The organism is Cupriavidus sp. YR651, from assembly GCF_900101625.1.
Classification (GTDB): Bacteria; Pseudomonadota; Gammaproteobacteria; order Burkholderiales; family Burkholderiaceae; genus Cupriavidus.
Window position 1 is genome coordinate 103,899 of sequence record NZ_FMYZ01000015.1, and the last position, 25,672, is coordinate 129,570.

The window sequence follows — 25,672 nt, forward strand, 5'->3', positions numbered from 1 at the left end:
GGAGGAGCAGATGGCCATTGAACTGGAGGACGACGCGCAGGACGCGGTAAGCCGGCTGTTCGCGCTGATCAATCTTGGTGACGCGGCACAGACGAGCCGCCAGCTTTCCTTGTTCGAGGAAGCGTTGGAAGACGCGGAGGAGGAGGAGGCCAGCGCGGCGGAGCTGCTCTGGCAGATCAAGGACGTGATCGACTGGGAGTCCGGCTTCCATGTCGACTGGAAGGATGCCGAGTCCTTCATCGGCTGCCTGAACCAGCTGTGCGAGCGGATCGACCTGGAGATCGACTGGGGCACCGACGACACGGAGGACGAGGATTTCCTGGAGGGCACGAGCGTCCCCGAGCTGATGGAGATCGCGACCAACCAGCTGCGTGTGGCGGGCTATACGTTGTGGAACTGGGACGCCGGTGACGATGCCTACGCGGGCTGGATCACGCGCAGCGAAGACGATGAAGAGATGACGGAAATCGCCGATACGCTGGGCTTCGACCTGAAGGCCGGCGACCAGCCGTTCTGAGCCGCTCGCCGCACCAGGATCTTCTTGAAGCGAGCGCCTAGTCGAGGCTGATGACGGTCGGCGAGCCTTCATCGCCATCGGAATCCGCCGGCGATGAAAGCGATGCAGGCGTCGCGCGCGGGCGCGGCGCCGGACGGCGTGTCTCCGGCACGCCCAGCGTTTCCTCCAGCACGGTCAGCAAGGCGCGCACGCTGGCGGGCATCAGCTTGCGCGCGGGCATCAGCACGTAGACCTTCAGCGGGGACGACGTATAGCCCGGCAGCACGCGAACGAGTTGGCCCTGCACCAGCTGGTCATGCACGAAGCGCGGCGAGAGGCGAGCCGCGCCCAGTCCGTCGATGGCGGCCTTGAGCCGGACTTCGGCATTGTGGGTGCAGATGCGTGGCGCCACGTCCATCGCAAACGTCTGCACGCCATCTCGCAGGAATTCCCATTGGACATCGTCGATATTGCCCAGCGTCGGCCAGCCCTGCAGGTCCTGCGGCACGCGCGGCAGGCCGCGCTCGCGAATCAGCGCCGGGGCCGCGTAGAACGCCCGCTCGATCAGCACCACGCGCTTGCTGGCGAACGAGCTGTCGTGCAGGCTCGTATCGGTCATCACGAATGCCAGGTCGTAACCGTGGCGGATCAGGTCAGGCTGGTCCCAGCTGACGTCCAGCTGCACGCGCAGCGAAGGGTGGAGCTTGAGCAGGCGCGACAGCGACGGCGACAGGTGTTGGGAGCCAACTTCATAGGGCGTGGCGATACGGAGCGTGCCGCCGACTTCCTCGCTGACCGATGCGGCCTCCGCACTGATCTCGCGCAGTTCGCCGAACAGCGGCGCGACGCGGTCATAGAGTTGCTGGCCGCGCTGCGTGACGCGCACCCGACGCGTGGTGCGCTCGAAGAGGCGCACGCCGAGCTGCCCTTCCAGACGGGCCACCGCCGCGCTGGCGGACGACTTCGGGACCTCGGCCAGTTCGGCGCCTTGTGTGAAGCCGCCCCCTTCCACCACGCGGCAGAAGATTTCCCAGTCCTTCCAGTCGATCGATTTCATGCAATACCTTCAGTCAGCCAGCGCCCGGTGAGCGCGCCGCGATTGTCCCACAGCACGGACAATGATGAAGTCCACGTTTCGCGTGTGGGCAATGCGGAATGACGTGACTCGGGTCAACGTTGGGGAAAGTCATAGTTGAGAATCGATCTCATTTAAGGCTAGCATTCCGCTGTCGCCCGAAAACGGGCTTTTTTGTCGGAGAAGAAGATGCTGAAGATTGCCGTTCTCGTACTCGCTGGTGCGTTCTCCACCGGCGCGCTGGCCAGCGCAAAGTGCGTCGCGCATCCCAAGGCCGAATGGATGTCGGAGGCCGACGCCAAGGCCAAGATCGAAGCGCAGGGCTACACCATCAAGAAGTTCAAGGTGGACGGCAACTGCTACGAGATTTATGGCACCACGAAGGATGGCAAGAAGGCGGAGATCTACTTCGACACCAAGACACTGGACATCGTGAAGTCCGAGATCGGCAAGTAAGCAAGACCATGTCGATTCCCGCGGAAGCGGTACGCGAGACCGGATCGATCCGCGTCTGGGACGCGGTGGTGCGCATCACGCATTGGAGCGTGGCGGCCATCGTGTGCTATGACCTGATCGACGATTCCGGCGACGAGGTGCATCGGCTGCTCGGCTACGTCGCCGCCGGCCTCGTCCTGTTCCGCATCCTGTGGGGCTTCATCGGCAGCGAGCACGCGCGGTTCAGTGCCTGGCTGCCACGCCCGGCCGGTGTTCTGGCATACGCCAGGGCGCTGGCCAGGCGCCGCGCGCCGCGCTTTGTCAGCCACACGCCGCTGGGCGCCGTGATGATGCTGGCGATGTGGGCGCTGATCCTGGCGCTTGGCGTGACCGGATGGATGTCGCGCCTGGACCCGTTCTGGGGCGAGGACTGGCCGATCGACATCCACCGCTGGCTGTCGAATACGCTGCTCGCGCTGATTGTCGTGCACGTGCTGGCGGCCATCCTGTTCAGCGTGGTCGGCAAGGAAAACCTGATCGGCGCCATGGTGACCGGCAGGAAGCGTCGCGAACCACGACCGTAGTCGATCCCCCTTCCGCTCAATCCGTCGCCGCGCCCTGAATCGCCTGCGCGCTGACCACATCTTGTATCTGCTGGCGCAGCCACTGCCGCAACCGGTCCGCATCGGTGCGCGCATGCCAGATCTGCATGACCTCGACCTGCGGCAACGCGAATGGCACCGGCAGCATCACCAGTTCCGGGTCACGACTGACGGCCTCCTCCGCCACGGAACGCAGGCAGGTCAGCAGCAGGTCCGTGCCACGGATGACGCGCGTCGGCGCGACAAAGCTGGACAGCCCCGCCACGACGTTCCGCACCAGGCCGCGCGCCGCCAGCGCACGGTCGACGATGCCGTTGAGGTCGCCGGTCAGCGTGGTCAGCAAATGCTCGCACGCCAGGAAGGCATCGAGATCCAGCCCCTGCGCCAGACGCTCGTTGGCGCGGGAGGCCAGCACCAGGAAGTCCTCGCTGCGCAGCCGCTGCTGGTGGAACGTGTCCGGCAGGTTCTCGTAGAAGCCGGCGATCGCCAGGTCGCACGTGCCTTTTTCCAGCTCGTCGCGCGGCAGCACCCCACGTGTGTTGTGCGTGACCAGCACCACGCCCGGGGCATGGCGACGCAGCCGGGGCAACAGGTTCGGCAACAGCACCTGCTCCATGTAGTCCGTGGTGTAGATGTGGATGTGTTCGGACCGCGCCAGATAGTCACGGCCATCGCACGCGTCATAGAAGGCATCCAGATCCCCCACCAGCCGTTGTACCTGCGGCGCCAGTTCATGCGCACGCGGCGTGGGCGACAACCCGCGCGGTGCACGCACGAACAACGGATCGCCCAGTTCCTCTCGCAACCGGTTGAGCTTGTGGCTCAACGCCGGCTGACTCAGGGCCATGCGGGACGCGGCGCGTGACGCATTGCATTCCTGATACAGCACATGGAACACGTAGAGCAGGTTCAGGTCCTTGCTTCCAATATTCATATTTTGGATAGCAGAAATCGAATCTTCGAAGTTTGCGAATCATAGTCCTCTGACTAGGATGTTGCCATCGCCGGGACATGCCCGGTGGGCTCTGACCTGCAACTGGAGATGGATGATGAAGATCCTGATGGTGCTGACCTCACACGACCAGCTTGGCAATACTGGCAAGAAGACGGGCTTCTGGCTGGAGGAACTTGCGGCACCTTATTACGTGTTCAAGGAGGCTGGCGTGGAATTGACGCTGGCGTCGCCCAAGGGCGGTCAGCCACCGCTCGACCCGAAGAGCGATGACCCCACGATGCAGACCGATCACACGCGCCGCTTCCATGGCGATGCCGCCGCCAAGCAAGTGCTGGCCAACACCCTGACGCTGGATCAGGTGAAGGCGGATGACTTCGACGCCGTCTTCTATCCCGGTGGTCACGGCCCGCTGTGGGACCTGACCGAGGACAAGCGCTCCGTCGCCCTGATCGAGGCATTCGTCCGGGCCGGCAAGCCCGTAGCCGCCGTCTGCCATGCCCCGGGGGTGCTGCGGGACGTGAAGGGTACCGACGGCCAGCCGCTGGTCAAGGGTAAGCGGGTGACGGGATTCACCAACAGCGAGGAAGAGGCGGTGCAGCTGACCAACGTCGTGCCGTACCTGGTGGAGGACGTCCTGAAAGCCAAGGGCGGCATCTTCTCGCGCGGGGAAGACTGGGCCAGCTATGTATTGACCGATGGACAACTGGTGACGGGGCAGAATCCGGCATCGTCGGAGGCAGGGGCCCGCGCACTGCTGCAGCTGCTGCGGTAGTCACTTGCGCTGACTGTTCCTTGCCGGGGTTTCCTGCACCGGGTTTCCTACGCCCCGGTTTCAGATCGACGTGAGCTGGACGACGCAGGATGCCGCGCGCGCATCGGGATGGCCCCAATCGCCATCCCGGTCCGTCATGTGGCATAGTTGGCGCCGCTGTACCCGCTTTACCCGCAGTACCCGCGATATCGGGAGAGCCTGTTCCTGCCGCCCGGCAGGTGCAGCGCCGAAGGAGCAACCGCCCCGGAAACTCTCAGGCAAAAGGACCGGTATCCGCCATCGAACTCTGAAGAACCCCGGCATCACGTCAGCCGGCGGTACCGAAGGAGCAAGCGATGCGCGCCCATGCGCGCCATCGTGAATCTCTCAGGTCAAGGACAGAGGGGGCGTTCGTCGCGCATGGTGCGCCACGGACTCCCACTCACGACGTCCTGAAAGACCTGACATCATGAAGACAATCGCTGTTATCGGCGGTGGCATCACCGGCGTCACCACGGCTTACGCCCTGGCCAAGCGCGGATTCTCCGTCACGCTGTTCGAACGGCACCGCTATGCCGCCATGGAAACGTCGTTCGCCAACGGCGGCCAGCTGTCGGCGTCCAACGCCGAAGTCTGGACACACTGGTCCACACTGGCCAAGGGCATCAAGTGGATGCTGCGCAGCGACGCGCCATTGCTCGTCAATCCGCGCCCCACGTGGCACAAGCTGAGCTGGTTCGCGGAGTTCATCGCATCCATGCCGCATTACCGCACCAACACGATCGAAACGGCGCGGCTCGCCATCGCCGCGCGCCAGCACCTGTTCGCGTGGGCCGAGGCGGAAGGCATCGACTTCGATCTCAAGAAAAAGGGCATCCTCCACATCTACCGGAACAAGGCGGGCTTCGACCACGCCGGGCAGGTGTCGAAGCTGCTGGCTGCGGGCGGGCTGGATCGCCGCGCCGTGACGCCCGACGAGATGCGCGCGATCGAACCCACGCTGGCCGGGCAGTACTACGGCGGCTACTACACGGAAAGCGATGCCACGGGCGATATCCACAAGTTCACTTCGGGGCTGGCAGCCGCGGTCCGCCGGCTGGGTGTGACCACGCTGTACAACCAGGACGTGAAGTCGGTGACCTCGGATGGCCGGCATGTCACCGTGGTGGCCGCCGACGGCGCCCAGACCGCATCGCGCGTGTTCGACGGCGTGGTGGTCTGCGCAGGCGTGGCCAGCCGCGAGATGGCCCGGCAGCTTGGCGACCGCGTGAACATCTACCCCGTCAAGGGCTACTCGATCACGGTCAACCTGAACGATGCGGAAAGCCAGGCCTCGGCGCCGACGGTCAGCCTGCTTGATGACGAGACCAAGCTCGTGACCAGCCGGCTTGGCGCGGACCGGTTTCGCATCGCGGGCACGGCCGAATTCAATGGTATCGACCGGGACATCCGGTCCGATCGCATCCGTCCGCTGATTGACTGGGTGCATGCATGCTTCCCGGGCGTGAGCACGCGCAGCGTGGTGCCCTGGGCGGGATTGCGGCCGATGATGCCGAACATGATGCCGCGCGTGGGACGGGGCCATCGGGCCAACGTGTTCTACAACACTGGCCACGGCCATCTCGGATGGACCTTGTCGGCAGTCACGGCGGATATGGTGGGAGAGGTGATACGGCAGGCAGCGGAGCCGCACGCGTCGTCGATCGCGGGCGCGAGACTGGAGACCGTCAAGGCCTGACGCCAACGTCGCGGAGGGCTGCAAAAATGAAGAAAGGCCTGCGATTGCAGGCCTTTCTTTTAATGCTGGTGCCCAGGAGAGGACTCGAACCTCCACAGTGTTGCCACCGCTAGGACCTGAACCTAGTGCGTCTACCAATTCCGCCACCTGGGCAAGGTGAGCGGCGCATTTTACAGAACATTTTGCAGATTGCAAGCCCCTCCCGCATCAAGCCGCCCAGCCATCTCGCATCAGTTCAGGCTGCCCGGATCCTGCGCGGTCTTGCGCTGCTTGGCCTTGGCCACGAAGTAGGCGCCGATCTGCCGCTGCGTGACCGCGCCCGTCTTCTTCGTATCGATCTGGTCGAACTGCTTGGCGACCTCAGGCATGCCCGCCTCCGCCTCTGCACGCGTCAGCTTGCCATCATGGTCGACATCGGCGGCCTTGAATTTTTCCGCGAACATCGCCTTGGCCTCTTTCGCATTGGCCGGCCGCGGTTCGGCCGGCGCCTGCTGCGCGCCTGCCGTGCCAAACACCAGACATGCCGCCAGCATCAGGCTGGCCCGGATCCGTTGCAGTGGAATCATCGTCGTCTCCTCGAACTCTCTTGCGGAAAGCGGCCATGGGGTACGGCGCTCGCGAAGACATCGCCCCGGCCGGGATTATCAGGAACAGGGACCTGTGCGAAACGCATCCCCGCGAGATCATCGCCCCGATCGGACCGCTCGGGAATTCAGTTGTTTTGGAGACCCATGTAAATATTTCCATCCAGCACAAAGCGATTCCGTCCCGCCCGCTTGGCGCGGTACATGGCGCTGTCCGCACGGTGCAACAGCGGCTCCAGCCCCGGCGCCTCGGGCACCGCGCACACCGCGCCCACGCTGATCGTCACGAACGGCTGAACCGGCGTGCCATTGTGGGCAATGCCAAGGTCCCGCACCGCAGCAACCATGCGCCGGGCGATGTTGCGGGTTTCGTCCTGGGTCGATGCCGGCAGCAACACCGCGAACTCCTCCCCGCCCAGCCGCGCACAGAACTGCGTACCGGTCAGCACCTGCGTCAGGGCCAGCGCCACCTCGCGCAGGCACTCGTCGCCGCGCGGGTGGCCATAGAGGTCGTTGTATTGCTTGAACAGGTCGACGTCGAGGATCAGCAGGCCCAGTTCCTCGTTCCGTTCAAACGCCCGTGTGACGGCCGCCAGCGACTCCCGCTGGAAGTAGCGCCGGTTGGGAATGCCCGTCAGCGCGTCGATGTCGAGATCGGCCTGCACGCGTGACAGGCGCTCCTCGGTCTGGCCCAGCTGCGCGGTCAGCGCCAGTTCGCGCGACTGGTAGCGGCTGATGTCGCGCATGAACACGAGAGTGCCGATCACCTTCCCATCCAGCCGGCAGACCGACTCCACGGTCAGCTCGTAGTGCGCTCCGGCAGGAATGCGGGGCGTCGGCGCGGCATCGGGCTCGTCGCAGGTCAGCGGGACCCACAACGCCTCCGCCCAATGCGCCGGTGGCGGATGGCCGCGACGCAGTTCGGGCAACAGGCGAGCCGCCGCCGGATTGAACTCGACGATCTGGCCGTCCCGGCCAAGAATCACGCAACCCTCACCGATGGCATCGAACACGCGCAGCCGTGCGTAATGGCCGATATCGTCCAGATGGGTGCGCAGCGCGCAGAACCAGACGAGGACGGTCATCAGGGAAAACGTGGCCGGCGTCAGATCGCCGCCCAGCACGCCGGTCCAGCGTTGCAGGTAGGCAATGTGGGTCAGCAGCGGCAAGGCCAGCCCCCACGCCAGGATATTGCGCCCGCGCCGGGACAATGCGGCGTTGGGCACCTCGGCGGTCAACAGGAAGTACAGGCTCAGCCCGAGCAGCAGGTAGGACCAGGTGGCCACCAGCGTATAGCCGGCGCCGTGACGAAAGACCGCTCCGGGCGCCACGCCCGGCGGCATCAACTCGATCGATGTCCAGATCCAGTGGTGGCGTTCGTTGGTGAAGACCAGCACGACGGTCAGCACCGCCGCCAGGACGGGAACCGACAACATCGACCACGGCACCACGAAGCGGGGCCGGCTCAGGTGCACCATCGCCACCAGCCAGCCGATCGGCACGCCCACGATGCCCACGTACTGGAGCTTGGCCCAGAAGATGCGCCCGGCCAGGTCCGTCGAACTGATCTCCAGCAGCCGGCCGCCGCTCCAGATGACCACGCCGCCGGCCAGGACCAGGAAGGCCTTGACGGTGGGGTCATCGCGGCGCGGCCAGGTGGCGACGGCCATGCCCACACTGCACACCACGGCGATGGTCAGGCAAAGGACGAAAGGATACGATGGCATGAAAAGGTCGGCCGAACCAGAGCAAGGCCCCGTATCAGGCGATGCGGGGCGACCCATTATAGGGCGCGACGGTCCGGCCTGGCGACGCGCCCGAGCGCCGCCATCCCCCACTCACGCACCAGACGCATCGGACACCAACGTGCCACTCATCCTTGCCGGACTGGCGTTGATCGCCGCCTTTGTCTACGGCGTCGTCAAGATGTACCAGAAGGTGGCCGCCGCGTTCGGCGTGGTGGCCGGCGCGGCAGCCGTCATCGCGTTGCTGGCCGCGCTGACCGCGCTTGGCATGATGGCCTTGCGACGCTACCAGGCGGTCCACGGCAAGCGGATCCAGCGCGAACGCGTCCTTTCACTGTCGGGCGACTGGGGCAGCCTGCGCGTCGATGCCGAGCGCAAGAATGGTGTGCTGGAAATGGACGGGCAACGGATCGTCATGATCTTTGCCGACATCGCGCAAGCGCGGGCCGTCCGGCAGGAGAGTGGATGGACGGTGGCCCTGACACTGGACCATCACGCCCAGGCGGATTGGAGCATTCCCGTCAAGGATGCCGGAACAGCCAGGCGATGGGCCAAGATCTTCACGCTGGCGGCGGCGCAAAAACTCTGACGTTGCCTCCCGCCGTCCACATCATGCTGCAGCCAGTGTAGGCGACCGGCCGGCGTTGCCAAACCCGGTGACGCGCCGCGATTTTCGACTAAGCTGTTTCCACCGCATCCCCTCATGAGGACCCGCATGACCCTGCTCCGACGCCAATCGACCCGTCACCTATCCGTGCTCCGTTCCGTGTCGCGCCGCATGTCTGGCCACGTCGCCGCAAGCGCGCTCGTGTTCTCCACCGTTGTGGCCGGCTGTGCGGCCCAGCCGCCCGCGGCGCCGGTCGCCAACCCGGGTCCGCAAGGCAGTCGCGGGACGCCCGAGGGCTGCCAGGCCGACAAGCTTGGCGACGATGCGCTGATCGGCAAGACCGAAGCCGACGCCATCGCCTTGCTCAAGGGCTGCGCGTGGCGATTCGGCAACCGCGAGGGCCAGAGCATGCCCGGCACGATGGATTACAACCCGCAACGCCGCACGCTCGATGTGCTGGGGGGCAAGGTCACGGCCGTGCGCCGGGGCTGAGGCGACGGGGACGGCGAGGCGGCCGGGCGCGACGACGTCGCTGATCGCATCGACCGTCCATGTTCGGCATCATCATCGGTGTCGTTCACGTCTTCTCGGGCACGCTCAGCACGCCTTCAGCCGCTGCAGGCAAACCCCGGACAAATGCGCGGAGCGCTTCGCCGATCTCGTGCGGCGAATCTTCCTGCAGATAGTGCACGCCACCGACGGTCACCTCCCGCTGGTTCGGCCACGTACGGCTGAACGCCAGCGCACGCCCGGTGAGCAGCGCGCCCGGCTCCGCGCTGACCAGCAGCTTCGGCAATTCGCTCGCGGCCAGCCAGTTGCCATACGCCTCGACCACCGCCGCCACGTCTTCCGGATCGCCATCGATCGGCAGGTCCCGCGCCAGCGACAGCGTCGGCAGGCGCGATGCCCGCGTGGCGAACGGCTTCCGGTACACCGCCATTTCCTCCGCCGACAGCGGCCGCAATACGCTGCGCGGCAGCACGGTCTCGACAAACGCGTTGTCGTCGAGGATCAGCCGTTCGCCGGCATCGCCACGCAACGCCCGGAAGATCTGCTCGCGGGCTGGCGGAAAATCGCTCCAGCGCCGCGGCTGCACCAGCGCCTCCATATAGGCGATGGCGCGCACGCGCGACGGATGCCGGCGCGCCCAGTGAAAGCCGAGCGCCGAACCCCAGTCATGCAGGACCAGCGTGACCTGTCCCGTCGGCAAGACCGCCTCGAACCATGCATCCAGATAGCGCGCGAAATCGGCAAACCGGCAGGCGCCCTCCGGGGCCGGCGCGGAATCGCCAAAGCCGGGCAGGTCCGGCGCCAGGCAGTGGCCCAGGTCGCTCACATGGGGAATGATGTTGCGCCACAGGTAGGCGGACGTCGGATTGCCATGAAGGAAGACGATGGCTTCACCGCTACCGGTATCGACGTAGCTGAAGTCGATGCCGGCAACTGTCACGCGCTGGCGCGGGTGGTTATCCAGTGGGGAAATGGCAGGTGCGGACATGGCGTTTGACTCACGTTGGGTTGCGATGACCCAATGCTAGAATCCCGACCGGCTCAGTATAAGAACCGGATTCCGGAGATTCCATGGAACCAGTTTTCGCGCTTGAGATTGCCCTGCCCCCACGGGGATCGCGCACGCTGCTGCGCGCCTTGCATGGCCAGTTGCGTGCGGCGATTCTTGACGGGCGCCTGGCGCCGGGGCTGCGCCTGCCATCGAGCCGGGAACTGGCCGGGCACTACGCCATCGCGCGCAATACGGTCATTGCCGTCTACGACCTGTTGCTGAGCGAGGGCTACGTCACCACGCAGCCCGGCGGCGGCACCTTCGTGGCTGCGGTGGTTTCGCCGGAGCGTACCCGCAAGCCGGCCTTGCAACAGCCATCCGACGATGCCCGCCTGCAAGCGCTGATGCGCGATTTGCCGCCCGTCATCCGCATGGCACCGACCCGGTCGTTCGACCACGACTTCGTGCTCGGCCTGCCTGACAAACACGAATTCCCCTTCGACATCTGGCGCCGGCTTTCCGGGCGGGCGCTGCGCGCGCTGTCGAAAGCCCCGGCCAGCTATGCCGAGCCCGAAGGACGCGCCGGCTTGCGCGAAGCCATCGCCAGTCATGTCTCGTTTGCCCGGGCGGTGGCGTGCGGCGCCGACGATATCGTCGTCACCGCCGGAGCCCAGCAGGCTTTCAATCTGATCGCCCGCGTGCTGGTCACGCCCGGCAAGACCGTGGTGGCCGTGGAGGACCCCGGCTATCCGCCGATGCGCAACGCCTTCCTGGCCGCCGGCGCGACGCTGGCGCCAGTACGCGTGGATGCGGACGGCCTGGTTGTCGATGAGATCCCGCCCACGGCGCGCGTGATTTGCGTGACGCCCTCACACCAGTTCCCCCTCGGAGTCACCATGTCGATGCCTCGACGGCAGGCGTTGCTGGACTTCGCGCGCCGGCATCAGGCCGTGGTGATCGAAGACGACTACGACAGCGAATTCCGGCACGGCGGCCGCACGCTGGACGCGCTGCAGACGCTGGACCAGGACCAGTCGGTCTGGTACGTCGGCACGTTCTCGAAAAGCCTGTTTCCGGAATTGCGACTCGGCTACGTGGTGGTGCCGCCGTGGGCGCATGCGGCCGTCGTCGGCGCGCGGCAATGCATGGACTGGCACAGCCCGCCGCTGGCGCAGGACACGCTGGCCGCCTTCATGGCCGAAGGCCACCTGGCCCGGCACATCCGCAAGATGCGCACGATCTACAGCGCACGCCGCGAGGCGTTGCTGCTGGCACTGCGGCGCCATTGCGCGGGACGGATCACCGCCATCCCGCCCGATGCCGGCCTGCATCTTGGTGCGTCGCTGGAGGGACCGCTGCGCGCGGAAGCCGTGGCCGAGGCCGCCGCACGGGCTGGCATCCGCGTCCATGCGCTTGGCGGATTCGCCATCGGCAAGACCCCGGCCCCCAATGCGCTGGGCTTCGGCTTCGGCATGATCGATGCGGCGCGCATCGAACCGGCGATTCGGAGACTGGCCGGCAAACTGGCCGGCTGCCTCGGCCAGTCAACGTGAACGGATGCCCGTTGATGTCGTCACTTGGCGCGGCTGCGGTCTCCACCGCGCGAGTCGACGATGATCATGGTGCGATCCAGCACCCCGGCATCATCGAAGTAGGCGCTGAAGTGCGCCGGCTGGTAGCCCGCCACATACATGCGATACGACCACGCCTCGCGCTTCATCAGCGAGTAGTACTGAACCGGCTCGCGCGGCATGCCGAAGCGTTCGGCAATATCGCGCTTGGTCCACACACCGGGGCGGGCCTCATAGATCTCCTTCTCGGTCAGCATCTGCCGGAAGCTCGCCAGCTTGCCGCTGGCATCGAAATCCGCCGCGTAAACCTCAAAGCCGTAAGGCTGCTTCGAGTAAATCCAGCGTTGGGTGCCGTTGGCCAGCTGATAGGTTTCCGTGGGCGCGCCGAACGTATCGCGCACGGTACTTTGCGGGCCGCCGATCAACTTCTGCCCGGTCTCCACGGGCTGCAGCGATGCGCAGGCGGCAAGCACCACGGCGGCGATGCCCATCCAGACAGGTAAGCGGTATTGCATGGCCTTCCTCCAGTGTCGACGCGGCGTGCGGGAAGCGCACAGGGTGCCATGCCAAGCATAGCCCACGCACGCCAGACCGGCGCACACCGATCCTGCAACGTAAACACGCGAGGGCCGGGGATTATTCCCTCGACTATCCGCAGAAGGCCAGCAGCGCCGTCCACGCCGCCGCGCTGCCGGGATCGAGCCATGCCGCGCCGGCCATGGCGCACGCCGCGGCGATGACCATGACCGCGACAACCGCGGCAACGATGGCCACGGCAAGACGACGGCCCCACGGGCGATGCGCTGTCACGTCCGCGCCTCCCGCCAGCCGGCGCGCACGATCTCGCGGTCGTCGATCGGCCAGTGCAGCGCGGCGGCCACCACGCCCAGCGCCATCGCGCCCATCCAGACGAGGTCATAGGAGCGCGTCATCTCGAACACCAGACCGCCCAGCCAGACCCCGAAGAACGATCCCAGTTGGTGGCCGAAGAACACGAATCCGAACAGCGTGGTGATGTAGCGCACGCCGAAGACCTGCGAGAGGATGCCGCTGGTCAGCGGCACAGTGCCCAGCCACAGGAATCCCATCACGGCGGCAAACGCGTAGAGACTCGCCTGGCTCACCGGCAGCAGCACAAACAGCGCCATCGCCGACGTGCGCGCCAGATAGATGCCAGCCAGCAGGTACTTCTTGGTATGGCGTCCGCCCAGCAGCCCGAACACGGTGGTACCGGCCACATTGGCCAGCGCGATGATGGCCAGCGCGACCATGCCATCGGCCGGCCGCATCCCCTTGTCGAGCAGGTACGCGGGGAGGTGGCTGGCGATGAAGGCGAGCTGGAATCCACAGGCGAGGAAGCCGAGGTTCAGCAGCCAGAATCCGGAATGCCCGAAGGCCTCGCGCACCGCGTCCAACAGGGGCAACTCGGCCGCGGCGCCAGCGGCGGCGGTGCCACCGGACGCGGGCGCGCGGTCCTGGAATGGCAGCGCCAATGGCAACAGGACGGCTGCCGTGACGGCCAGAATCGTCAGCGCGCTGCGCCAGCCCCCGTGGGACAGCAGCGCCTGGGCCGCCGGCACCAGCAGGAACTGTCCGATCCCACCCATCGCTCCGGCCAGACCGAGCGTCTGGCTGCGCCGCGCCGGCGACACCATGCGGCTCAGCGCGCCGTACACCACGCCGAATGTCGTGCCTGACAGTGCAATGCCGATGCACAGGCCCGCAGACCAGACGAAGGCCGACGGGGTGGACGCCTGCGCCATCAGGAACAGGCCGATGGCGTAGAGCGCGATGCCCGCCACCATCACCCTGGCCGATCCGAAGCGGTCGGCCACCATGCCCGTGAAGGGTTGCGCCAGGCCCCAGGTCAGGTTCTGGACGGCCATCGCGAATCCGAAAGTCTCGCGGGTCCAGCCGCGATCCGTGATGATCGGCAGGAGGAACAGCCCCTGCACGTGGCGCACGCCGAGCGCGAGCCCCATGACCAGCCCGCCGGCCAGCAGCAGGAACCAGGCCTCGCGCCACCATGGCGCGGTCGATGCGGCCACCGATGCGTCGGCGGCATGGGAGGGGAAACGTTGGGTCATGGCAGTGGGGTCGCTGAGTGAATGGGATTTCCGGCCGGACGATGGCCTTATTTCATGCCACCGGCGCGCGATGCTCAACCGACTTATCGGTCGTCCAGACATGCGTGATACGCATGGCAAGCGATGGCGATCCCGTGCTGTAATGGGGTTCTCGTCGTTGCCCATGAGGACGTGTCATGTCGGTCCCGCTCGTTCGGCTGTTCTCGCTCGACCTGCTCAAGGGCTTTGTTGCCGTGGGCCGGCGCATGAGCATCACCCTCGCCGCCGATGACCTCTGCCTCACGCAGTCGGCCGTCAGCCGGCAGATCCGCGCGCTGGAGGACCAGCTCCAGGTGCGGCTGTTCGTCCGGCAGCATCGCGGCGTGGCGTTCACCCCCGAGGGCGAACGGCTCTTCCGCAGCGCCGATGGCGCCCTGCAGCAACTGCAGGACGTGGCTGCGGAAGTCCGCAAGCGCGATGGCCGGCAGCCGGTCACGGTGACCGCCAGCATCGGCGTGGCGGGGTTGTGGCTGCTGCCACGGCTTGGCACGCTGCAACGCAGCTATCCGCAACTGGACGTCCGCCTGTCGGCGAGCAACCAGATCAGCGACCTGCGTGCCGACGGCATCGACCTGGCGATTCGCTATTGCCGGCAGGCCGCGGCACCGCCGGACGCCATCCACCTGTTTGACGAGACCATCGCGCCGGTTGCGCATCCGTCGCTGGGTGCGCATCGGGTCCAGTCCGCCGAAGCGCTGGCGCAACTGCCGCTGCTGGAATTCGATGACCCGCGCCCCTGGCTGCACTGGCGTAGCTGGCTGAGCGCGCAGGGCTACCGGCAGGCCAGCAAGCGCGGCATCCTGCGCTTCAACCAGTACGACCAGATGATTCACGCGGCGCTGGCCGGACAAGGTGTGGCGCTGGGCCGGCTGCAACTGATCCAGCCGCTGATCGACGGCGGGCAACTCGCCGTGGTGCCCACGACCGGCGCGGCGGTGTCGAGCCCCAACGCGTTCTGGCTGATCCATGCCTCCGGGCAACCACGGCCTGACGTGCAGCACGTGGCGGCATGGATTCAGGCGGAGGCCGCCAAGGTGACGATCGGCGCCGCCTCGGCGCATCAGGAGTGCTGAGTCGCGCCCCAGCGCCACCCCAGGCGCATGCGCGCCGTCTTGTCGACGTCGCCACACGTGATCTGGCACAGCGTGACGTTCGACTTTCCCAACGCGGTCAGGAAGTAGATCGCATCCTCCGTGACGCGATGGCGCTGTCCCGCCTCCAGCACGATATCGGGCGATGCCGTCCGGCGGCGGCCTTCCATCGTCAGCCACAGATTGCCGTGGCGACACATCACCTCCGCGCCGACGCGCAGCGATACCGGCACGCACTCTTGTTCCATCAGCAGCGTCATTGACATGGCGGGCTCCCAGTGATGACTGCATTGTGGAAGCCGGCCGCATCGCCTGCCATGACGAATGCGGCGCGCACGCATGACATGACTGAATGCCTGGCACCGCGACCGTCGACGAAGAATGTGTCAGTCAACGTGCCGTCGGTGCGAGATTGGCGAAATCCAGTATCTGACGGATCAAGATTCCCCGAGGACATCCGATAAGATGAGCGTCGGCGCATCTGGCGCCCGAAACCTGCCCCAAGATCCGACCCCCGTCACACCCATGGACCCCCTATCGTTCGAGCTCGTCACCGTCGAGGAAGCCAAGAAGATCCTGGATGGGGAGTTGCCCGCCCTCGGCGCGGTGGACTGGAGCGACACCCGGCAACCGGTCGACCCGGCTACCCGGGCGCTCGTCCCCGCCGCGCTCAAATGGCTCGCCCAGCTGCCCCGGGAAGTGCGGCCGCTGGAGTTGTTCCATGCCTATCCGCGCATCGGCAACCAGCTTGCCGCGCTGGCGAGCAATCCGGCCGCGCTATCGGCATTCCTCGCGGACCTGCTGATCGACAAGCGTGGCAACCGGCAGGGCTTTCCCGGTGGCATCGCGCTGGAACTGTCGCGCCTGCAGGTGCATCTGCTGCGATCCCTGCAGCAGATGACCTGATCCGCGCCGGCCGCGAAAATTGCCGCACTCGCCGCACGCCGGCAGCAACCAGACGGAAACCTGACGGGCACCCATCCGGCAAGCGACCCTTGCCGGCGGTTACCTGGGCGGCACTGACTCCTTTGGTGCCCCCGCCGCTGCGGGCGGGGAAGGGGCGGGCGCAGGCTCATAGAAATCGCCTGCTGGCACCGACATGCGCGGCGGCGGCGGTGCAGGGGGCAACAGATGGTTTTTCGGCGGCGCATTGCAGGCACTCAACGGAATGCTGGCCAGGACCACCCACCCCACGTACGCAAGGAATCGTGTCTTCACGGCTGCGGCCTCCTCACGGCAGTGATGTCTTAAAGGTAGGCGAAACGTCCGCCACGGGTTGCGCGCTTCTTGCGCGATTTTTGAGTTACAGCTGGCTCTCCACCGGCAGCACGCGCAGGATGCCGATGCCCATGTGCTGCCACACGCTCATGCCGGGTTCGCTGTCGACGGTCACCAGCTTGCCGTCCTCGCGCGTGGTCCAGGTCAGCGTCTCGGCGCCGTTATCGTCCTTGCGCAACGCCACCTTGTAGGCGATGTCCAGCATGCGGTCCTCCATACCGTCGACCAGGCGCTGGCCCAGCGTGGGGCTATCCAGCACCACGCCCATTTCCGTATTGAGCTTGATGGAGCGCGGGTCGAGGTTCAGCGAGCCAATAAACAGCAGCCGCCGGTCCACGACATACGCCTTGGCGTGCAGGCTTGCACGGCTGGAGGCAAACATCCGGCTCTTGCTGGTCCGGCTGCGCGCCAGTTCCGGATTGGCGGTGGGCTTGAGCTCGTATAGCTCGACGCCGGCCCGCAGCAGACCCACGCGCCGTGGCACATACCCCGCGTGGACGGCGGCGACGTCGGTGGCGGCAAAGGAATTGGTCAGCACGCGGATCTTGACCCCGCGGCCCGCAATCCCGAGCAGCCACTTCTCGTTTTCGTCGTCCGGCACGAAGTACGGCGACACCAGCACGAGCTCGCTCTGCGCCTTTTCCATCAGCGCGCGCAACTTGGGAATGGCGTGGCTGGAGGGGTCGTCCGGATCGTCGTCCACCTTGTCCGCCTTGTCGGCAATGATGCGCGCCCCGCCTACGTAGCCGGGCAGCCGTCCGGCCTCGATCCCCCTGGCCAGCCCGGAGTCCAGCAGTTCCTGCACATAGGGGCTGGCGAGCGCCCGGTCTCCGCGCGCCTCGATGCCCTTGCGGAATCGCCGCAATTCCTCTGGCGCCTCCTTGCCCTCCGGCACCAGCGTGGCCACGGCGTAGGCACTCTCGCTGTTCCAGTATTCGTCGAACACGGCGCTGGCCGCCGGCACCACCGGCCCCGCCACCATGACGTCGAGATCGCTGAAATCCATGTCCGGCTTGGCCGAGAAATACGCGTCGCCGATATTGCGGCCGCCCACGATGGTCACCAGGTTGTCCACCGTCATCTGCTTGTTGTGCATGCGGCGGTTCAGCCGGCCGAAGTCGAAAGCCAGTTCCAGCCAGCGCGCGCTGCGGTTGGCAAACGGGTTGAAGATCCGGACCTCGATATTGGGATGGGAGTCCACCGCCGCCCAGATCTTGTCCTGCTTGCCGGTGTGGATGTCGTCCACCAGGATGCGCACGCGCACGCCACGGTCGGCGGCGTCGATCAGCTCGCCCAGCAGCGCGCTGCCGGTGTTGTCGACGTCGAAGATGTAGTACTGCAGGTCGAGCGTCTTTTGTGCGGCGCGGGCCAGCGCCAGTCGTGCCGTCAGCGCATCGGGCCCCGAGCCGAGCGGGTAGAAGATCGACTGGCCGGGATTCTGCGCCAGACGAGGTGTCAGCGCACGGGCCAGCAACGTGTTGCCGGCGTCGCTGGTGGCATGGGAGGGCGTGCGCCCGGCGTTGGCCGGCAGGCTGGCGCAGCCGCCCAGCACGCCGAGGCAGACCGACAGGATGAGCAGCGCGGCACAATGCGTCGCCAGCAAGCGGCCGCGCCGCCAGCATGACGCGACGCCATCCGCCGCACCCGGCATCCACCCGCGTTCCTCACGCAACCAGCGGCCGAGTGTTCGCACCATGGTCCCTCTCCTCGTCCGGTCCTCTCAGTCCCTGTTTTCCGGCAACGCGGGTCGGGTCTGCGCCACGACTCTCCGCACATTACACCTGCAAGCGTGTTCGCGGGCTGTCAGGCTGGCGCCTACGCGCGCGCGAAAGAGATGCCGTCGCGAGCCCGGGTTGTTGCTCACACGGGCGGCGCGCCGGCGGGGCTCTCCGTCCGCGAGGCGTTCGCCGCCGCGGCCCGCGCCTGCACCTGGGCCAGCTCCCGGTAGTAGCCGCGCAGGATCTGCTGCGCAACCGGTAGTCGCGCGCTGACCGGCACCGGGAATCGCACGATGGCATCCACCCGCTCCGCATCCACCGGCTCGAACAGCACGCGCGGCTCGAACTGCGACAAGTCGACGAACCGCATGTCGCCATAGCGGCGCAGCGTGCGGCCGGCTTCCTCCATGAACGGCTCGCACGCCTGCCGCGCCACCTGCATCAGTTGCGCCTCGACCTGGTCCGGGTCCATACCCACCGCCAGCGGAATGCGCACCATGTCCAGCGTGTACTTGCCGGCCTGCGAATGGTTGCGCACTGCCGTGGTCAGCAACATGGCGTTGGGCACCTGCACCGTGTAGCCCGTGTACTGGCGCGTGGGCGCCACCTCCACCAGCGTGGTGGACATGACGTCCATGTCGATCACCTCGCCACCAAACGGACCGATCTCCACCAGGTCGCCCAGCTGGAAGGGCCGCGTGATCATCCGCATGAACGCGCCCAGGAAGCACATCACCAGTTCCTTGCCGACCAGCAGCAGGGCCGCCGCGAACGCCGCCAGCGAAATCGCCACGCTTTTCAGTTCGGACACCCAGATGCCCAGTAGCAGCAGGAACATGATGGCCGCGACGAGGTTGCGGGACGCGACCGTCCACGCCCGGTAGCTGCCGCGGTTATCGGCCTGCAGCCGCGCCGAGAAGAAGCGGTTGATCAGCTTGACCAGCAGGGTCCCGGCCAGGACCACGACCATGCTGGCGATCACGTTGATCAGGATGCTGTCGTTCGCATTGAAGTGCATGGGGGGATTCGCCCTCGTTGGGTCCGTTCACCGGCGCTGCGGTAACAGTTTGCTGCGATGCGGCAGGATGGGAATGCGGATGCCGTCCACGGCGATTCTATCCACACGCCGGTTTGCCGGGACGGACAGCGCCACGCCGGTGGCGAGCAAGTCACTCGAACCGACCCGGTCCGATCGGCTCAGACCTGCCGTGCCATCCGCGCGTTGGGCATCGCCACGCCACGGACGACGACTTCCTGCCGCTGCACCAGCTTGAATCCCGACGCGAAGAAAAACGGTTCGGCGGTCAGGCTCACGCTGGCGAACAGGGCGTCGATGCCGCGCTGGCGCGCCGCGTTGACGATATGGCACATCAGCGCCTGCCCTACCCCGTGCCGGGCATGGGCGGGATGCACGAAGAAGTGATCGATCTCGCCGGAAGCCTGGAGATCGGCATAGCCCACGGGACCGATGCCGGCGATCTCCGCGACATACGGGCGGTTGTGGCCGACCCTGGTCGCCCAGGCTTCCGCGTCGGCCGATTCGGGTACTGGCGGTGCCCAGGCCAGTCGCTGGGCTTCGGAATAGTCCGGCGCGCAGAGGCCGTGAACCGCCGCGTGGAAGATCGCCCATAGCGCAGGGGCATCGCCGGGCTGGAACTCGCGGATCGTCAAGGTGGTCATCGTGTCTCGATCGGGCCGCAGGCATTGCGCCTGCCAGCGACGATCGTAACGCGAATCACAGTGGGGGGAACGCGTGGCGAGGATGCGCCGTTCTATGACGCCGATGCCGGTGCTGAGGTCGATGTCGGTGTTGGAAGCCCCGTGCGCCAGCCCAGCCCCAGCGCCTTCTGCAGCGAGACATAGTCCTTCAGCAGATTCGCGTCGCCCGAGATGCGATCCTGCTGCGCCACGACGCGCGTGCGTTCCACATCGAGCCATTCGAGCATGCTGGCCGTGCCGGCGCGATAGCGCTGCTGCTGCAACGTGGACGCGCGTTCGGCCGAGGCCTCGACGCGCCGTAGCACCACCACGTTCTCGCGCTGATGGCCGTAGCGGGACAACGCCACGTCGGCGTCGCGCAGCGCGCGCAGCACCGTGCTTTCGTAGTTGGCCTCCGCCTCGTCGCGCCCGGCTTCGGCACCGTCCACGCTGGCCGCCACGCGGCCGAAGTCGAGGACGTTCCACTGCAGGCGCGGCAGCGTCAGCCACGTCCCGTTTTCCTTGCGCACGAGGTGCCCGGGGTCCAGCGCACTGAATCCCAGCGAGCCGAGCAGCGACAGCTTCGGAAACCAGTCGGCCTTGTGCACGCCGATCTGCGCGGTACGCGACGCCAGCCGGCGCTCGGCGGCGCGAATATCGGGGCGTGCCTTCAGCAACGTGGCCGGATCGCCGACGGCCACGGTCTCCGGCAGCGTCGGCAGCGGTTGCGCATCCGCCAGCTCGGTATCGAGCGTGCCCGGCGCGCGGCCCGTCAGCAGCCCGAGCTGATCGAACGATTCGGTAATGCCAGCCTCCACCGGAGCGATCCGGGCGCGCGTGTTGTCCAGTTGCGTCAGCAGGCGCTCCACTTCCAGCTGGGACGCCACGCCGCGCGCGCGGCGCTGTTGCGTGAGGTCGAGCATGTCGGCCTCGAGCTTCTCCGAGGCCCGCAGGTGCGCCAGGCTGGCCTGCTGCTCGCGCAGGCCGACGTATGCCTGGGCCACTTCCGCGGCCAGCTGCACGTGCACGTCGGCAAGCTCGGCATCGGCGGCGTCGGCTTCGGCGGATGCCGCTTCGATGGAGCGGCGCGTGCCACCGAACAGGTCGATCTCCCAACTCGCATCAAACCCGGCGATATACAGCGACAGCGGTCCACGGCCGCCGCCGGACGATCCATCGCCCGACAGCGCCGACAGGTCCGGCGAACGCGTGCGCAACATCGCCGCGCTGGCGCCCACCTTCGGCAGCAGGTTGGCGGTATTGCCTTGCAGCCCGGCGCGCGCCTGGCGCAGCCGCGCGCGGGCGGCGCGGATGTCCGGGCTTTGCTTCAACGCGGTGTCAATCAGGCCGTCCAGCCGGGCGTCGCCCAGCGCGTGCCACCAGTCGGCCACACGCGGCGAGCCGGCGTCGGCCACGGACGGCGCATGCGGAAACGTGCCCGCACCGAGGGCGTTGGCCGCCACTTCCGGGGCCTGGCGATAGTCGGGGCCGACGGTGCAGCCGGCGACGATCATCGCCACGGCAATCGTCAGCAGGGCCGGCAACGTGGATGACGAGTTTGTGGACGAGGTGGTGGACGGTGTGGCGAACGATGTAGCCGGGCGTGCGCCGCGAAGGAGAGCGAACATGATCAGTGACCGGTGGAAACGGGCGCACCCGGGCGGGGCGGCTTGAGCAGCAGGGCCAGCGGAATGCAGCAGAGCAATGCAATCCCCAGGGCGAAGAAGGTCTCGGAGAACGTCATCACGGCGGCCTGTCGCGCGATCGTGCCGCTGAGTTGCGCCACGGCCTGCAGCGTGGCATGCGCGTAGTCGCCGCCCTGGGCCATGAAGCTGGCGATCGAGGACGCCATGTGTTCCTGCCCGATCGCACTGTTGGCGGTCAGCGACTCCCGGATCACCGCGTCGTGGTACGCATTGCGGCGATCGATCAGCGTGCCCAGCAGCGCCAGGCCGATGGAGCCGCCGAGGTTGCGCGCCATGTTGTACAGCCCGGCGGCATCGCCGGCTTCGTGGGTGGCCACGGCCGCCATTGAGGCCTGGTTCAGCGGCATCATCGCCAGGATCTGGCCAAAGCCACGCAGGATCTGCGACACCGTGAAGTCATGGCCCACGCTATCCGTGGTCAGGCCGATGTCGAGCATGCAACTGCCAAAGAAGCAGGCGAGGCCCGCGATCACCAGCCACCGGCTGTCGAACTTGCCGAGAATGCGCGGCAACACCGGCATCAACAGGAAGGCGGGCAGCCCGGAGAGCAACATGATGCCGCCGGCCTGCTCGGCGTTGTAGCCGGCAATGGTGGCCAGGAACTGCGGCAGCAGGTAGGACACGCCATAGAGGCCCGCGCCCACCGTCGACACGATCAGGATCACGCTCGCGTAGCTCCTGTTCATCAGCAGGCGCAGCCGCACGATCGGCGTGCTGGCCGTGAACTGGCCGATGAACATCATCGCCAGCCCGGTCGCCGACAGTGCCGACAGGTAGACGATCATCGACGATTCGAACCAGCGTTCGCGCTGCCCCTCCTCCAGCACCACGGTCAGGGAGCTCAACCCGATGGCCAGCCCGACGATGCCGAGCCAGTCCGCCTTGATAAAGGCGCTCAGGTCCGTGCGCTCCGGCTTGAGCCCGAAGTACAGCAGCGGCACCAGCACGGCCGTGATCGGCAGATTCAGGAAGAAGCACCAGCGCCAGTTGGCGTTCTCGGCCAGCCAGCCGCCCACCACGGGGCCGAGCAAGGGCCCGAGCAGCACGATCAGGCCGAACATCGACATGCCGATGGGCATCTGGTGGCGCGGCAATCGCGTCCGCACGATGGTCTGCGCGGTGGGAATCATCGCGCCGCCGGCCAGACCTTGTCCGATGCGGCCGATCACCATCTCCGTCAGCGAATGGGACATGCCGCACATCATCGAGAACGCCGTGAACAGCAGCGCATTCCACATCAGGAAGCGCCGCAGCCCGAACACGCGCGTGAGCCATGCGGTCAGCGGAATGATGACGATCTCCGCCATCAGGTAGCCGGTGGATACCCAGGTGCCCTCGGTGCCCGCGGCGCCAATCTGCCCCTGGATCTGCGGCAGCGCCGAGTTGGTGATCGAGATGTCCAGCGTGGCCAGCAGCGCCCCGAGCGATCCGGCGGCCACGGCGATCCAGTCGGCTGCCGTGGCGTTGGGCTGCTGCGCGACCGGCGCCGGGCTGGCGGCCGGTGCGGTGTCAGCCATGGCTGGCTCCTGTGGCGGCCTGCGCGGCGGCGCCCTCCTTGTGACGCGTATCGACGTCGACCACCACCGACAGGCCCGGCATCAGCACCGCGCGCGCTTCCGGCGTGACGTCCACATGGATGCGCACGGGCACGCGTTGCACGATCTTCGTGAAATTGCCGGTGGCGTTCTGCGCGGGCAACAGCGCGAATTGCGATCCGGTGCCCGGCGACAGGCTATCCACCACGCCGTGCAGGTCTTCTCCGGGCAGTGCATCGACATGCAGCGTCACCGGCTGTCCCGCACGCATGCGGCCCACCTGCGTCTCCTTGAAATTGGCCGTCAGGTAGAGATCCTGCACGGGCACCTCGGTCAGCAGCCGCGTGCCCGGCTGGGCAAACTGGCCCACACGCACGCCTTTGTCCGCCACGCGACCCGCCGTGGTGGCGCGCACGACGGCGTCCTCCAGATTGAGCTTCGACTGGCGCGCGCTGGCTTCCGCCACTTCCAGCTGGGCGCGGGCCTGCTGCAACCTGGCCTGGAGCGTCACGGTCTGGCTCTGCTCCACGCGCAGCGCGGCCTCATTGGCAGTCAGCGTGGTGGTGGCGCGCGTCTGCGCGTTGCGCAACTCGGCGGTGCGTTCCTCGGTCTCCGCGCCGGATTTCACGAGCGGCGCATAGCGCTCGACCTGCGACGCCGCATAGCGCGCATTGGCGCGTGCGCCGTCCACTTCCGCACCGGCCTGCGCAATCCTCGCCTTCTGCTGGGCGAGATCGGCTTCGGCGCGCGCCACATCGGCCTGGCGGGACGCGACATTGGCCTCGGCTTCATCGTACGCCGCCTGGTACTGGCGGTTGTCGAGGCGCACCAGCGCCTGGCCGGCGGCGACCTGCTGGTTGTCGCGCACGAAGACTTCCGCCACGTAGCCGCTGACCTTGGGCGCCACGGTCACGCTGTCGGCCTGGATGTAGGCGTCGTCGGTGCTTTCGATGAACCGCCCGACCCGCCACCAGTGCGTGGCGGCCGCCAGGCCGCCCACGAGCAATACGATGCCGGCCGTCATCAGGATGCGGCGGCGGCGGGAGGGTTTCGTGGCGGATGCGTGACTTGGCGGAAAGCCGGCGGCGGGATTCGCGGCCGAAGCTGCAGAGTGGGGAGCGGACATGGGGGCGCAAAGCTTCCGAGTGGAGAAGGCCGCGCAATTATTCCACTCGGAAGAAATGTGTCAACTGTTATATTTCCGCCTGGTGAGGAGAGGAGGAAAAAGCAACATGGCGCGACACAAGCCTGCGGCGGAAGGCGGCTACCAGCGTGGCGAGGAAACGCGTGCGCGAATCATCGACGCGGCGCTACGCCTGTTCGGGGAACATGGCTTCGACGGCGCATCGACGCGCGATATTGCCCGCGAGGCCGGCGTCAACGCCCCGGCCCTGCAGTACTACTTCGACAACAAGGAAGGGGTGTACCTGGCTTGCATCGATCACTTTGTCGAAGTCGCCTGGGGCCAGCTGGACGAGGTGGTGAGCGCGGCGGAAGCCGTTATTGCACGGCCGGACGCCACCGACGCGGCGCTGGTCGACAGCTATCTCCAGCTGCAGGCCCGATTTGCGACGTTCCTGTATGAATGCCCCGATACCGATCACTGGCGCCAGTTCATGGCCCGGGAGCGCGCGGGGCTCGGGCCGCCCGCCGCGTTCGAGCGCATCGACGCGGGCATCAACCGGCGCCTGTTTGTGCTGACCACGGCCATCATCGGCAGGCTCACGGGCCGGCCCGCCACCGACGAAACCACCCGGATCCGCACAATCGCGCTCGACAGCCAGATCGCCGCGTTCAAGGTCATGCGGCGCCATGTGGTGAGGGCGCTGAATTGGGAAGGATTCGGGGAATCGGAGACCGAACGCATCGCGAAAGTGCTGCAGGACCAGACCCGCACGCTGCTTTGGGGGCTGGTGGCGCAGCGCGATGCGGCGAGCACCCAAATCTAGAGCAAACACTCTAATCAACCAGCGCGATCGATAGGTTTAACGATTTTTTGCTTATCGATCAACAGGTTAGACCGCCGCTCACTGCAGCCAGCGGAACATCTACGCGTTGAATTTTCGTAGTCCTCCTATTGCGCACCGCAAAAAGACCTTGCTTATCTATCTAGTAGTAGATAATATTCGAGCCATGGACAGCGCTGCACCACCCCGGAAACAGCAACACCCCCCGGCAAGCAGCTCCGCTCCACGCAACACCAGCAGTTTGTCAGTACCGGGAGGCGGTCTTTTTTTTAGCCCTCGCTCTCTACCTAGCAGTAGATAGCAGCAGCGGAAGACGAAAACAAAGACCCCTGAAAACGCAGCAAACACCGGCCGTGCGATCCACACACAACGAGATCGCCCGACCCACCGCAAGGAGCACCATCATGAACGCCAAGACCATCCTGACCGCCGCCGCCCTCGCCGCCGCCTTCGTGACCGGCGCCGCACAAGCCGCAACCGGCGAAGCCTACGG

At 66.6% G+C, this 25,672-nt stretch carries 26 protein-coding genes, 1 tRNA gene and 1 riboswitch; of the genes, 11 read left to right on the plus strand and 16 right to left on the minus strand.

Annotated features, from left to right (window positions below):
* The first annotated feature begins 10 nt into the window (after positions 1-10).
* A complete protein-coding gene (locus tag BLR29_RS27610; protein ID WP_092141857.1) occupies positions 11-517 on the plus strand; it encodes a DUF6630 family protein in 507 nt (168 codons plus the stop codon).
* 37 nt (positions 518-554) lie between these two features.
* On the opposite strand, the gene BLR29_RS27615 is transcribed toward BLR29_RS27610, so the two are convergent.
* On the minus strand, positions 555-1,553 hold the full coding sequence (locus BLR29_RS27615) for a LysR family transcriptional regulator (RefSeq protein ID WP_092141860.1): 999 nt from the start codon (positions 1,551-1,553) through the stop codon (positions 555-557).
* Between the two features lie 207 nt (positions 1,554-1,760).
* Here BLR29_RS27615 and BLR29_RS27620 point away from each other — a divergent pair, with 207 nt between their 5' ends.
* Both BLR29_RS27620 and BLR29_RS27625 read left to right on the plus strand, forming a co-directional pair.
* Positions 1,761-2,027 carry a PepSY domain-containing protein gene (locus BLR29_RS27620; protein ID WP_092141863.1) on the plus strand — a complete coding sequence of 89 codons (267 nt, stop codon included), beginning with the start codon at positions 1,761-1,763 and terminating at the stop codon, positions 2,025-2,027.
* 8 nt (positions 2,028-2,035) lie between these two features.
* The gene (locus BLR29_RS27625; protein WP_092141866.1) at positions 2,036-2,590 is read left to right on the plus strand and encodes a cytochrome b/b6 domain-containing protein; all 555 of its coding nucleotides are present in this window, start codon (positions 2,036-2,038) and stop codon (positions 2,588-2,590) included.
* A 16-nt stretch (positions 2,591-2,606) separates the two neighbouring features.
* On the opposite strand, the gene BLR29_RS27630 is transcribed toward BLR29_RS27625, so the two are convergent.
* Complete coding sequence (locus BLR29_RS27630) at positions 2,607-3,542, minus strand: LysR family transcriptional regulator (protein ID WP_092141869.1); 936 nt, start codon at positions 3,540-3,542, stop codon at positions 2,607-2,609.
* A gap of 115 nt (positions 3,543-3,657) precedes the next feature.
* On the opposite strand from BLR29_RS27630, the gene BLR29_RS27635 reads away from it, so the two are divergent.
* Entirely contained in the window at positions 3,658-4,335 is a 678-nt protein-coding gene (locus BLR29_RS27635) for a type 1 glutamine amidotransferase domain-containing protein (protein WP_092141872.1), read from the plus strand.
* 179 nt (positions 4,336-4,514) lie between these two features.
* Positions 4,515-4,614: riboswitch (glycine riboswitch) on the plus strand.
* Between the two features lie 169 nt (positions 4,615-4,783).
* A complete protein-coding gene (locus BLR29_RS27640) occupies positions 4,784-6,052 on the plus strand; it encodes a D-amino acid dehydrogenase (RefSeq protein ID WP_092141875.1) in 1,269 nt (422 codons plus the stop codon).
* A 66-nt stretch (positions 6,053-6,118) separates the two neighbouring features.
* Here BLR29_RS27640 and BLR29_RS27645 read toward each other — a convergent pair.
* The 3 genes from BLR29_RS27645 to BLR29_RS27655 form a co-directional block, all read right to left on the minus strand.
* A tRNA-Leu gene (locus BLR29_RS27645) sits at positions 6,119-6,205 on the minus strand.
* A gap of 77 nt (positions 6,206-6,282) precedes the next feature.
* A complete protein-coding gene (locus BLR29_RS27650; RefSeq protein ID WP_092141878.1) occupies positions 6,283-6,618 on the minus strand; it encodes an EF-hand domain-containing protein in 336 nt (111 codons plus the stop codon).
* Between the two features lie 146 nt (positions 6,619-6,764).
* On the minus strand, positions 6,765-8,363 hold the full coding sequence (locus BLR29_RS27655; protein ID WP_092141881.1) for a GGDEF domain-containing protein: 1,599 nt from the start codon (positions 8,361-8,363) through the stop codon (positions 6,765-6,767).
* Between the two features lie 139 nt (positions 8,364-8,502).
* On the opposite strand from BLR29_RS27655, the gene BLR29_RS27660 reads away from it, so the two are divergent.
* Together BLR29_RS27660 and BLR29_RS27665 are read left to right on the plus strand one after the other, a co-directional pair.
* Positions 8,503-8,970 (plus strand): hypothetical protein, encoded by a 468-nt coding sequence (locus BLR29_RS27660; protein WP_092141884.1) that lies wholly within the window; start codon positions 8,503-8,505, stop codon positions 8,968-8,970.
* A gap of 189 nt (positions 8,971-9,159) precedes the next feature.
* Positions 9,160-9,480 (plus strand): hypothetical protein, encoded by a 321-nt coding sequence (locus tag BLR29_RS27665; RefSeq protein WP_092141964.1) that lies wholly within the window; start codon positions 9,160-9,162, stop codon positions 9,478-9,480.
* An 85-nt stretch (positions 9,481-9,565) separates the two neighbouring features.
* Here BLR29_RS27665 and BLR29_RS27670 read toward each other — a convergent pair whose 3' ends face one another.
* Positions 9,566-10,486: a haloalkane dehalogenase gene (locus BLR29_RS27670; protein ID WP_092141887.1), complete on the minus strand. Its 921-nt coding sequence runs from the start codon at positions 10,484-10,486 to the stop codon at positions 9,566-9,568.
* Between the two features lie 83 nt (positions 10,487-10,569).
* Between BLR29_RS27670 and BLR29_RS27675 the strand changes: the two genes are divergently transcribed.
* On the plus strand, positions 10,570-12,042 hold the full coding sequence (locus tag BLR29_RS27675; protein ID WP_092141890.1) for a MocR-like pyridoxine biosynthesis transcription factor PdxR: 1,473 nt from the start codon (positions 10,570-10,572) through the stop codon (positions 12,040-12,042).
* A 20-nt stretch (positions 12,043-12,062) separates the two neighbouring features.
* On the opposite strand, the gene BLR29_RS27680 is transcribed toward BLR29_RS27675, so the two are convergent.
* The 3 genes from BLR29_RS27680 to BLR29_RS27685 form a co-directional block, all read right to left on the minus strand.
* A complete protein-coding gene (locus BLR29_RS27680) occupies positions 12,063-12,575 on the minus strand; it encodes a hypothetical protein (protein WP_092141893.1) in 513 nt (170 codons plus the stop codon).
* Positions 12,576-12,708: 133 nt separating this feature from the next.
* Entirely contained in the window at positions 12,709-12,870 is a 162-nt protein-coding gene (locus BLR29_RS32595) for a hypothetical protein (RefSeq protein WP_176861078.1), read from the minus strand.
* Positions 12,867-14,147 carry an MFS transporter gene (locus tag BLR29_RS27685; RefSeq protein ID WP_369804725.1) on the minus strand — a complete coding sequence of 427 codons (1,281 nt, stop codon included), beginning with the start codon at positions 14,145-14,147 and terminating at the stop codon, positions 12,867-12,869. The genes BLR29_RS32595 and BLR29_RS27685 overlap by 4 nt, the downstream gene beginning before the upstream one ends.
* 176 nt (positions 14,148-14,323) lie before the next feature.
* Between BLR29_RS27685 and BLR29_RS27690 the strand changes: the two genes are divergently transcribed.
* Positions 14,324-15,259: a LysR substrate-binding domain-containing protein gene (locus BLR29_RS27690; RefSeq protein ID WP_092141899.1), complete on the plus strand. Its 936-nt coding sequence runs from the start codon at positions 14,324-14,326 to the stop codon at positions 15,257-15,259.
* On the opposite strand, the gene BLR29_RS27695 is transcribed toward BLR29_RS27690, so the two are convergent.
* Positions 15,247-15,543 (minus strand): DUF2917 domain-containing protein, encoded by a 297-nt coding sequence (locus BLR29_RS27695; protein WP_176861079.1) that lies wholly within the window; start codon positions 15,541-15,543, stop codon positions 15,247-15,249. The genes BLR29_RS27690 and BLR29_RS27695 overlap by 13 nt on opposite strands.
* Positions 15,544-15,802: 259 nt before the next feature.
* Between BLR29_RS27695 and BLR29_RS27700 the strand changes: the two genes are divergently transcribed.
* Entirely contained in the window at positions 15,803-16,183 is a 381-nt protein-coding gene (locus BLR29_RS27700) for a hypothetical protein (protein ID WP_092141904.1), read from the plus strand.
* A 397-nt stretch (positions 16,184-16,580) separates the two neighbouring features.
* On the opposite strand, the gene BLR29_RS27705 is transcribed toward BLR29_RS27700, so the two are convergent.
* The 6 genes from BLR29_RS27705 to BLR29_RS27730 all read right to left on the minus strand — a co-directional run bounded on the left by BLR29_RS27705 (position 16,581) and on the right by BLR29_RS27730 (position 24,338).
* Positions 16,581-18,251, minus strand: a complete 1,671-nt coding sequence (locus BLR29_RS27705; protein WP_255371468.1) for a phospholipase D family protein — start codon at positions 18,249-18,251, stop codon at positions 16,581-16,583.
* Positions 18,252-18,415: 164 nt separating this feature from the next.
* Entirely contained in the window at positions 18,416-19,291 is an 876-nt protein-coding gene (locus tag BLR29_RS27710) for a mechanosensitive ion channel domain-containing protein (protein ID WP_092141907.1), read from the minus strand.
* 179 nt (positions 19,292-19,470) lie between these two features.
* Positions 19,471-19,953 carry a GNAT family N-acetyltransferase gene (locus tag BLR29_RS27715; protein WP_176861080.1) on the minus strand — a complete coding sequence of 161 codons (483 nt, stop codon included), beginning with the start codon at positions 19,951-19,953 and terminating at the stop codon, positions 19,471-19,473.
* A gap of 92 nt (positions 19,954-20,045) precedes the next feature.
* Positions 20,046-21,485 carry an efflux transporter outer membrane subunit gene (locus BLR29_RS27720; RefSeq protein ID WP_255371472.1) on the minus strand — a complete coding sequence of 480 codons (1,440 nt, stop codon included), beginning with the start codon at positions 21,483-21,485 and terminating at the stop codon, positions 20,046-20,048.
* A gap of 116 nt (positions 21,486-21,601) precedes the next feature.
* Positions 21,602-23,194, minus strand: coding sequence for an MDR family MFS transporter (locus BLR29_RS27725; protein WP_092141913.1), 1,593 nt, complete (start codon positions 23,192-23,194; stop codon positions 21,602-21,604).
* Positions 23,187-24,338 (minus strand): HlyD family secretion protein, encoded by a 1,152-nt coding sequence (locus tag BLR29_RS27730; RefSeq protein ID WP_092141916.1) that lies wholly within the window; start codon positions 24,336-24,338, stop codon positions 23,187-23,189. Before BLR29_RS27730 ends, BLR29_RS27725 begins: the two co-directional genes overlap by 8 nt.
* Before the next feature lie 106 nt (positions 24,339-24,444).
* Between BLR29_RS27730 and BLR29_RS27735 the strand changes: the two genes are divergently transcribed.
* The gene (locus BLR29_RS27735) at positions 24,445-25,161 is read left to right on the plus strand and encodes a CerR family C-terminal domain-containing protein (RefSeq protein ID WP_092141919.1); all 717 of its coding nucleotides are present in this window, start codon (positions 24,445-24,447) and stop codon (positions 25,159-25,161) included.
* The last annotated feature ends 511 nt before the right edge of the window (positions 25,162-25,672 follow it).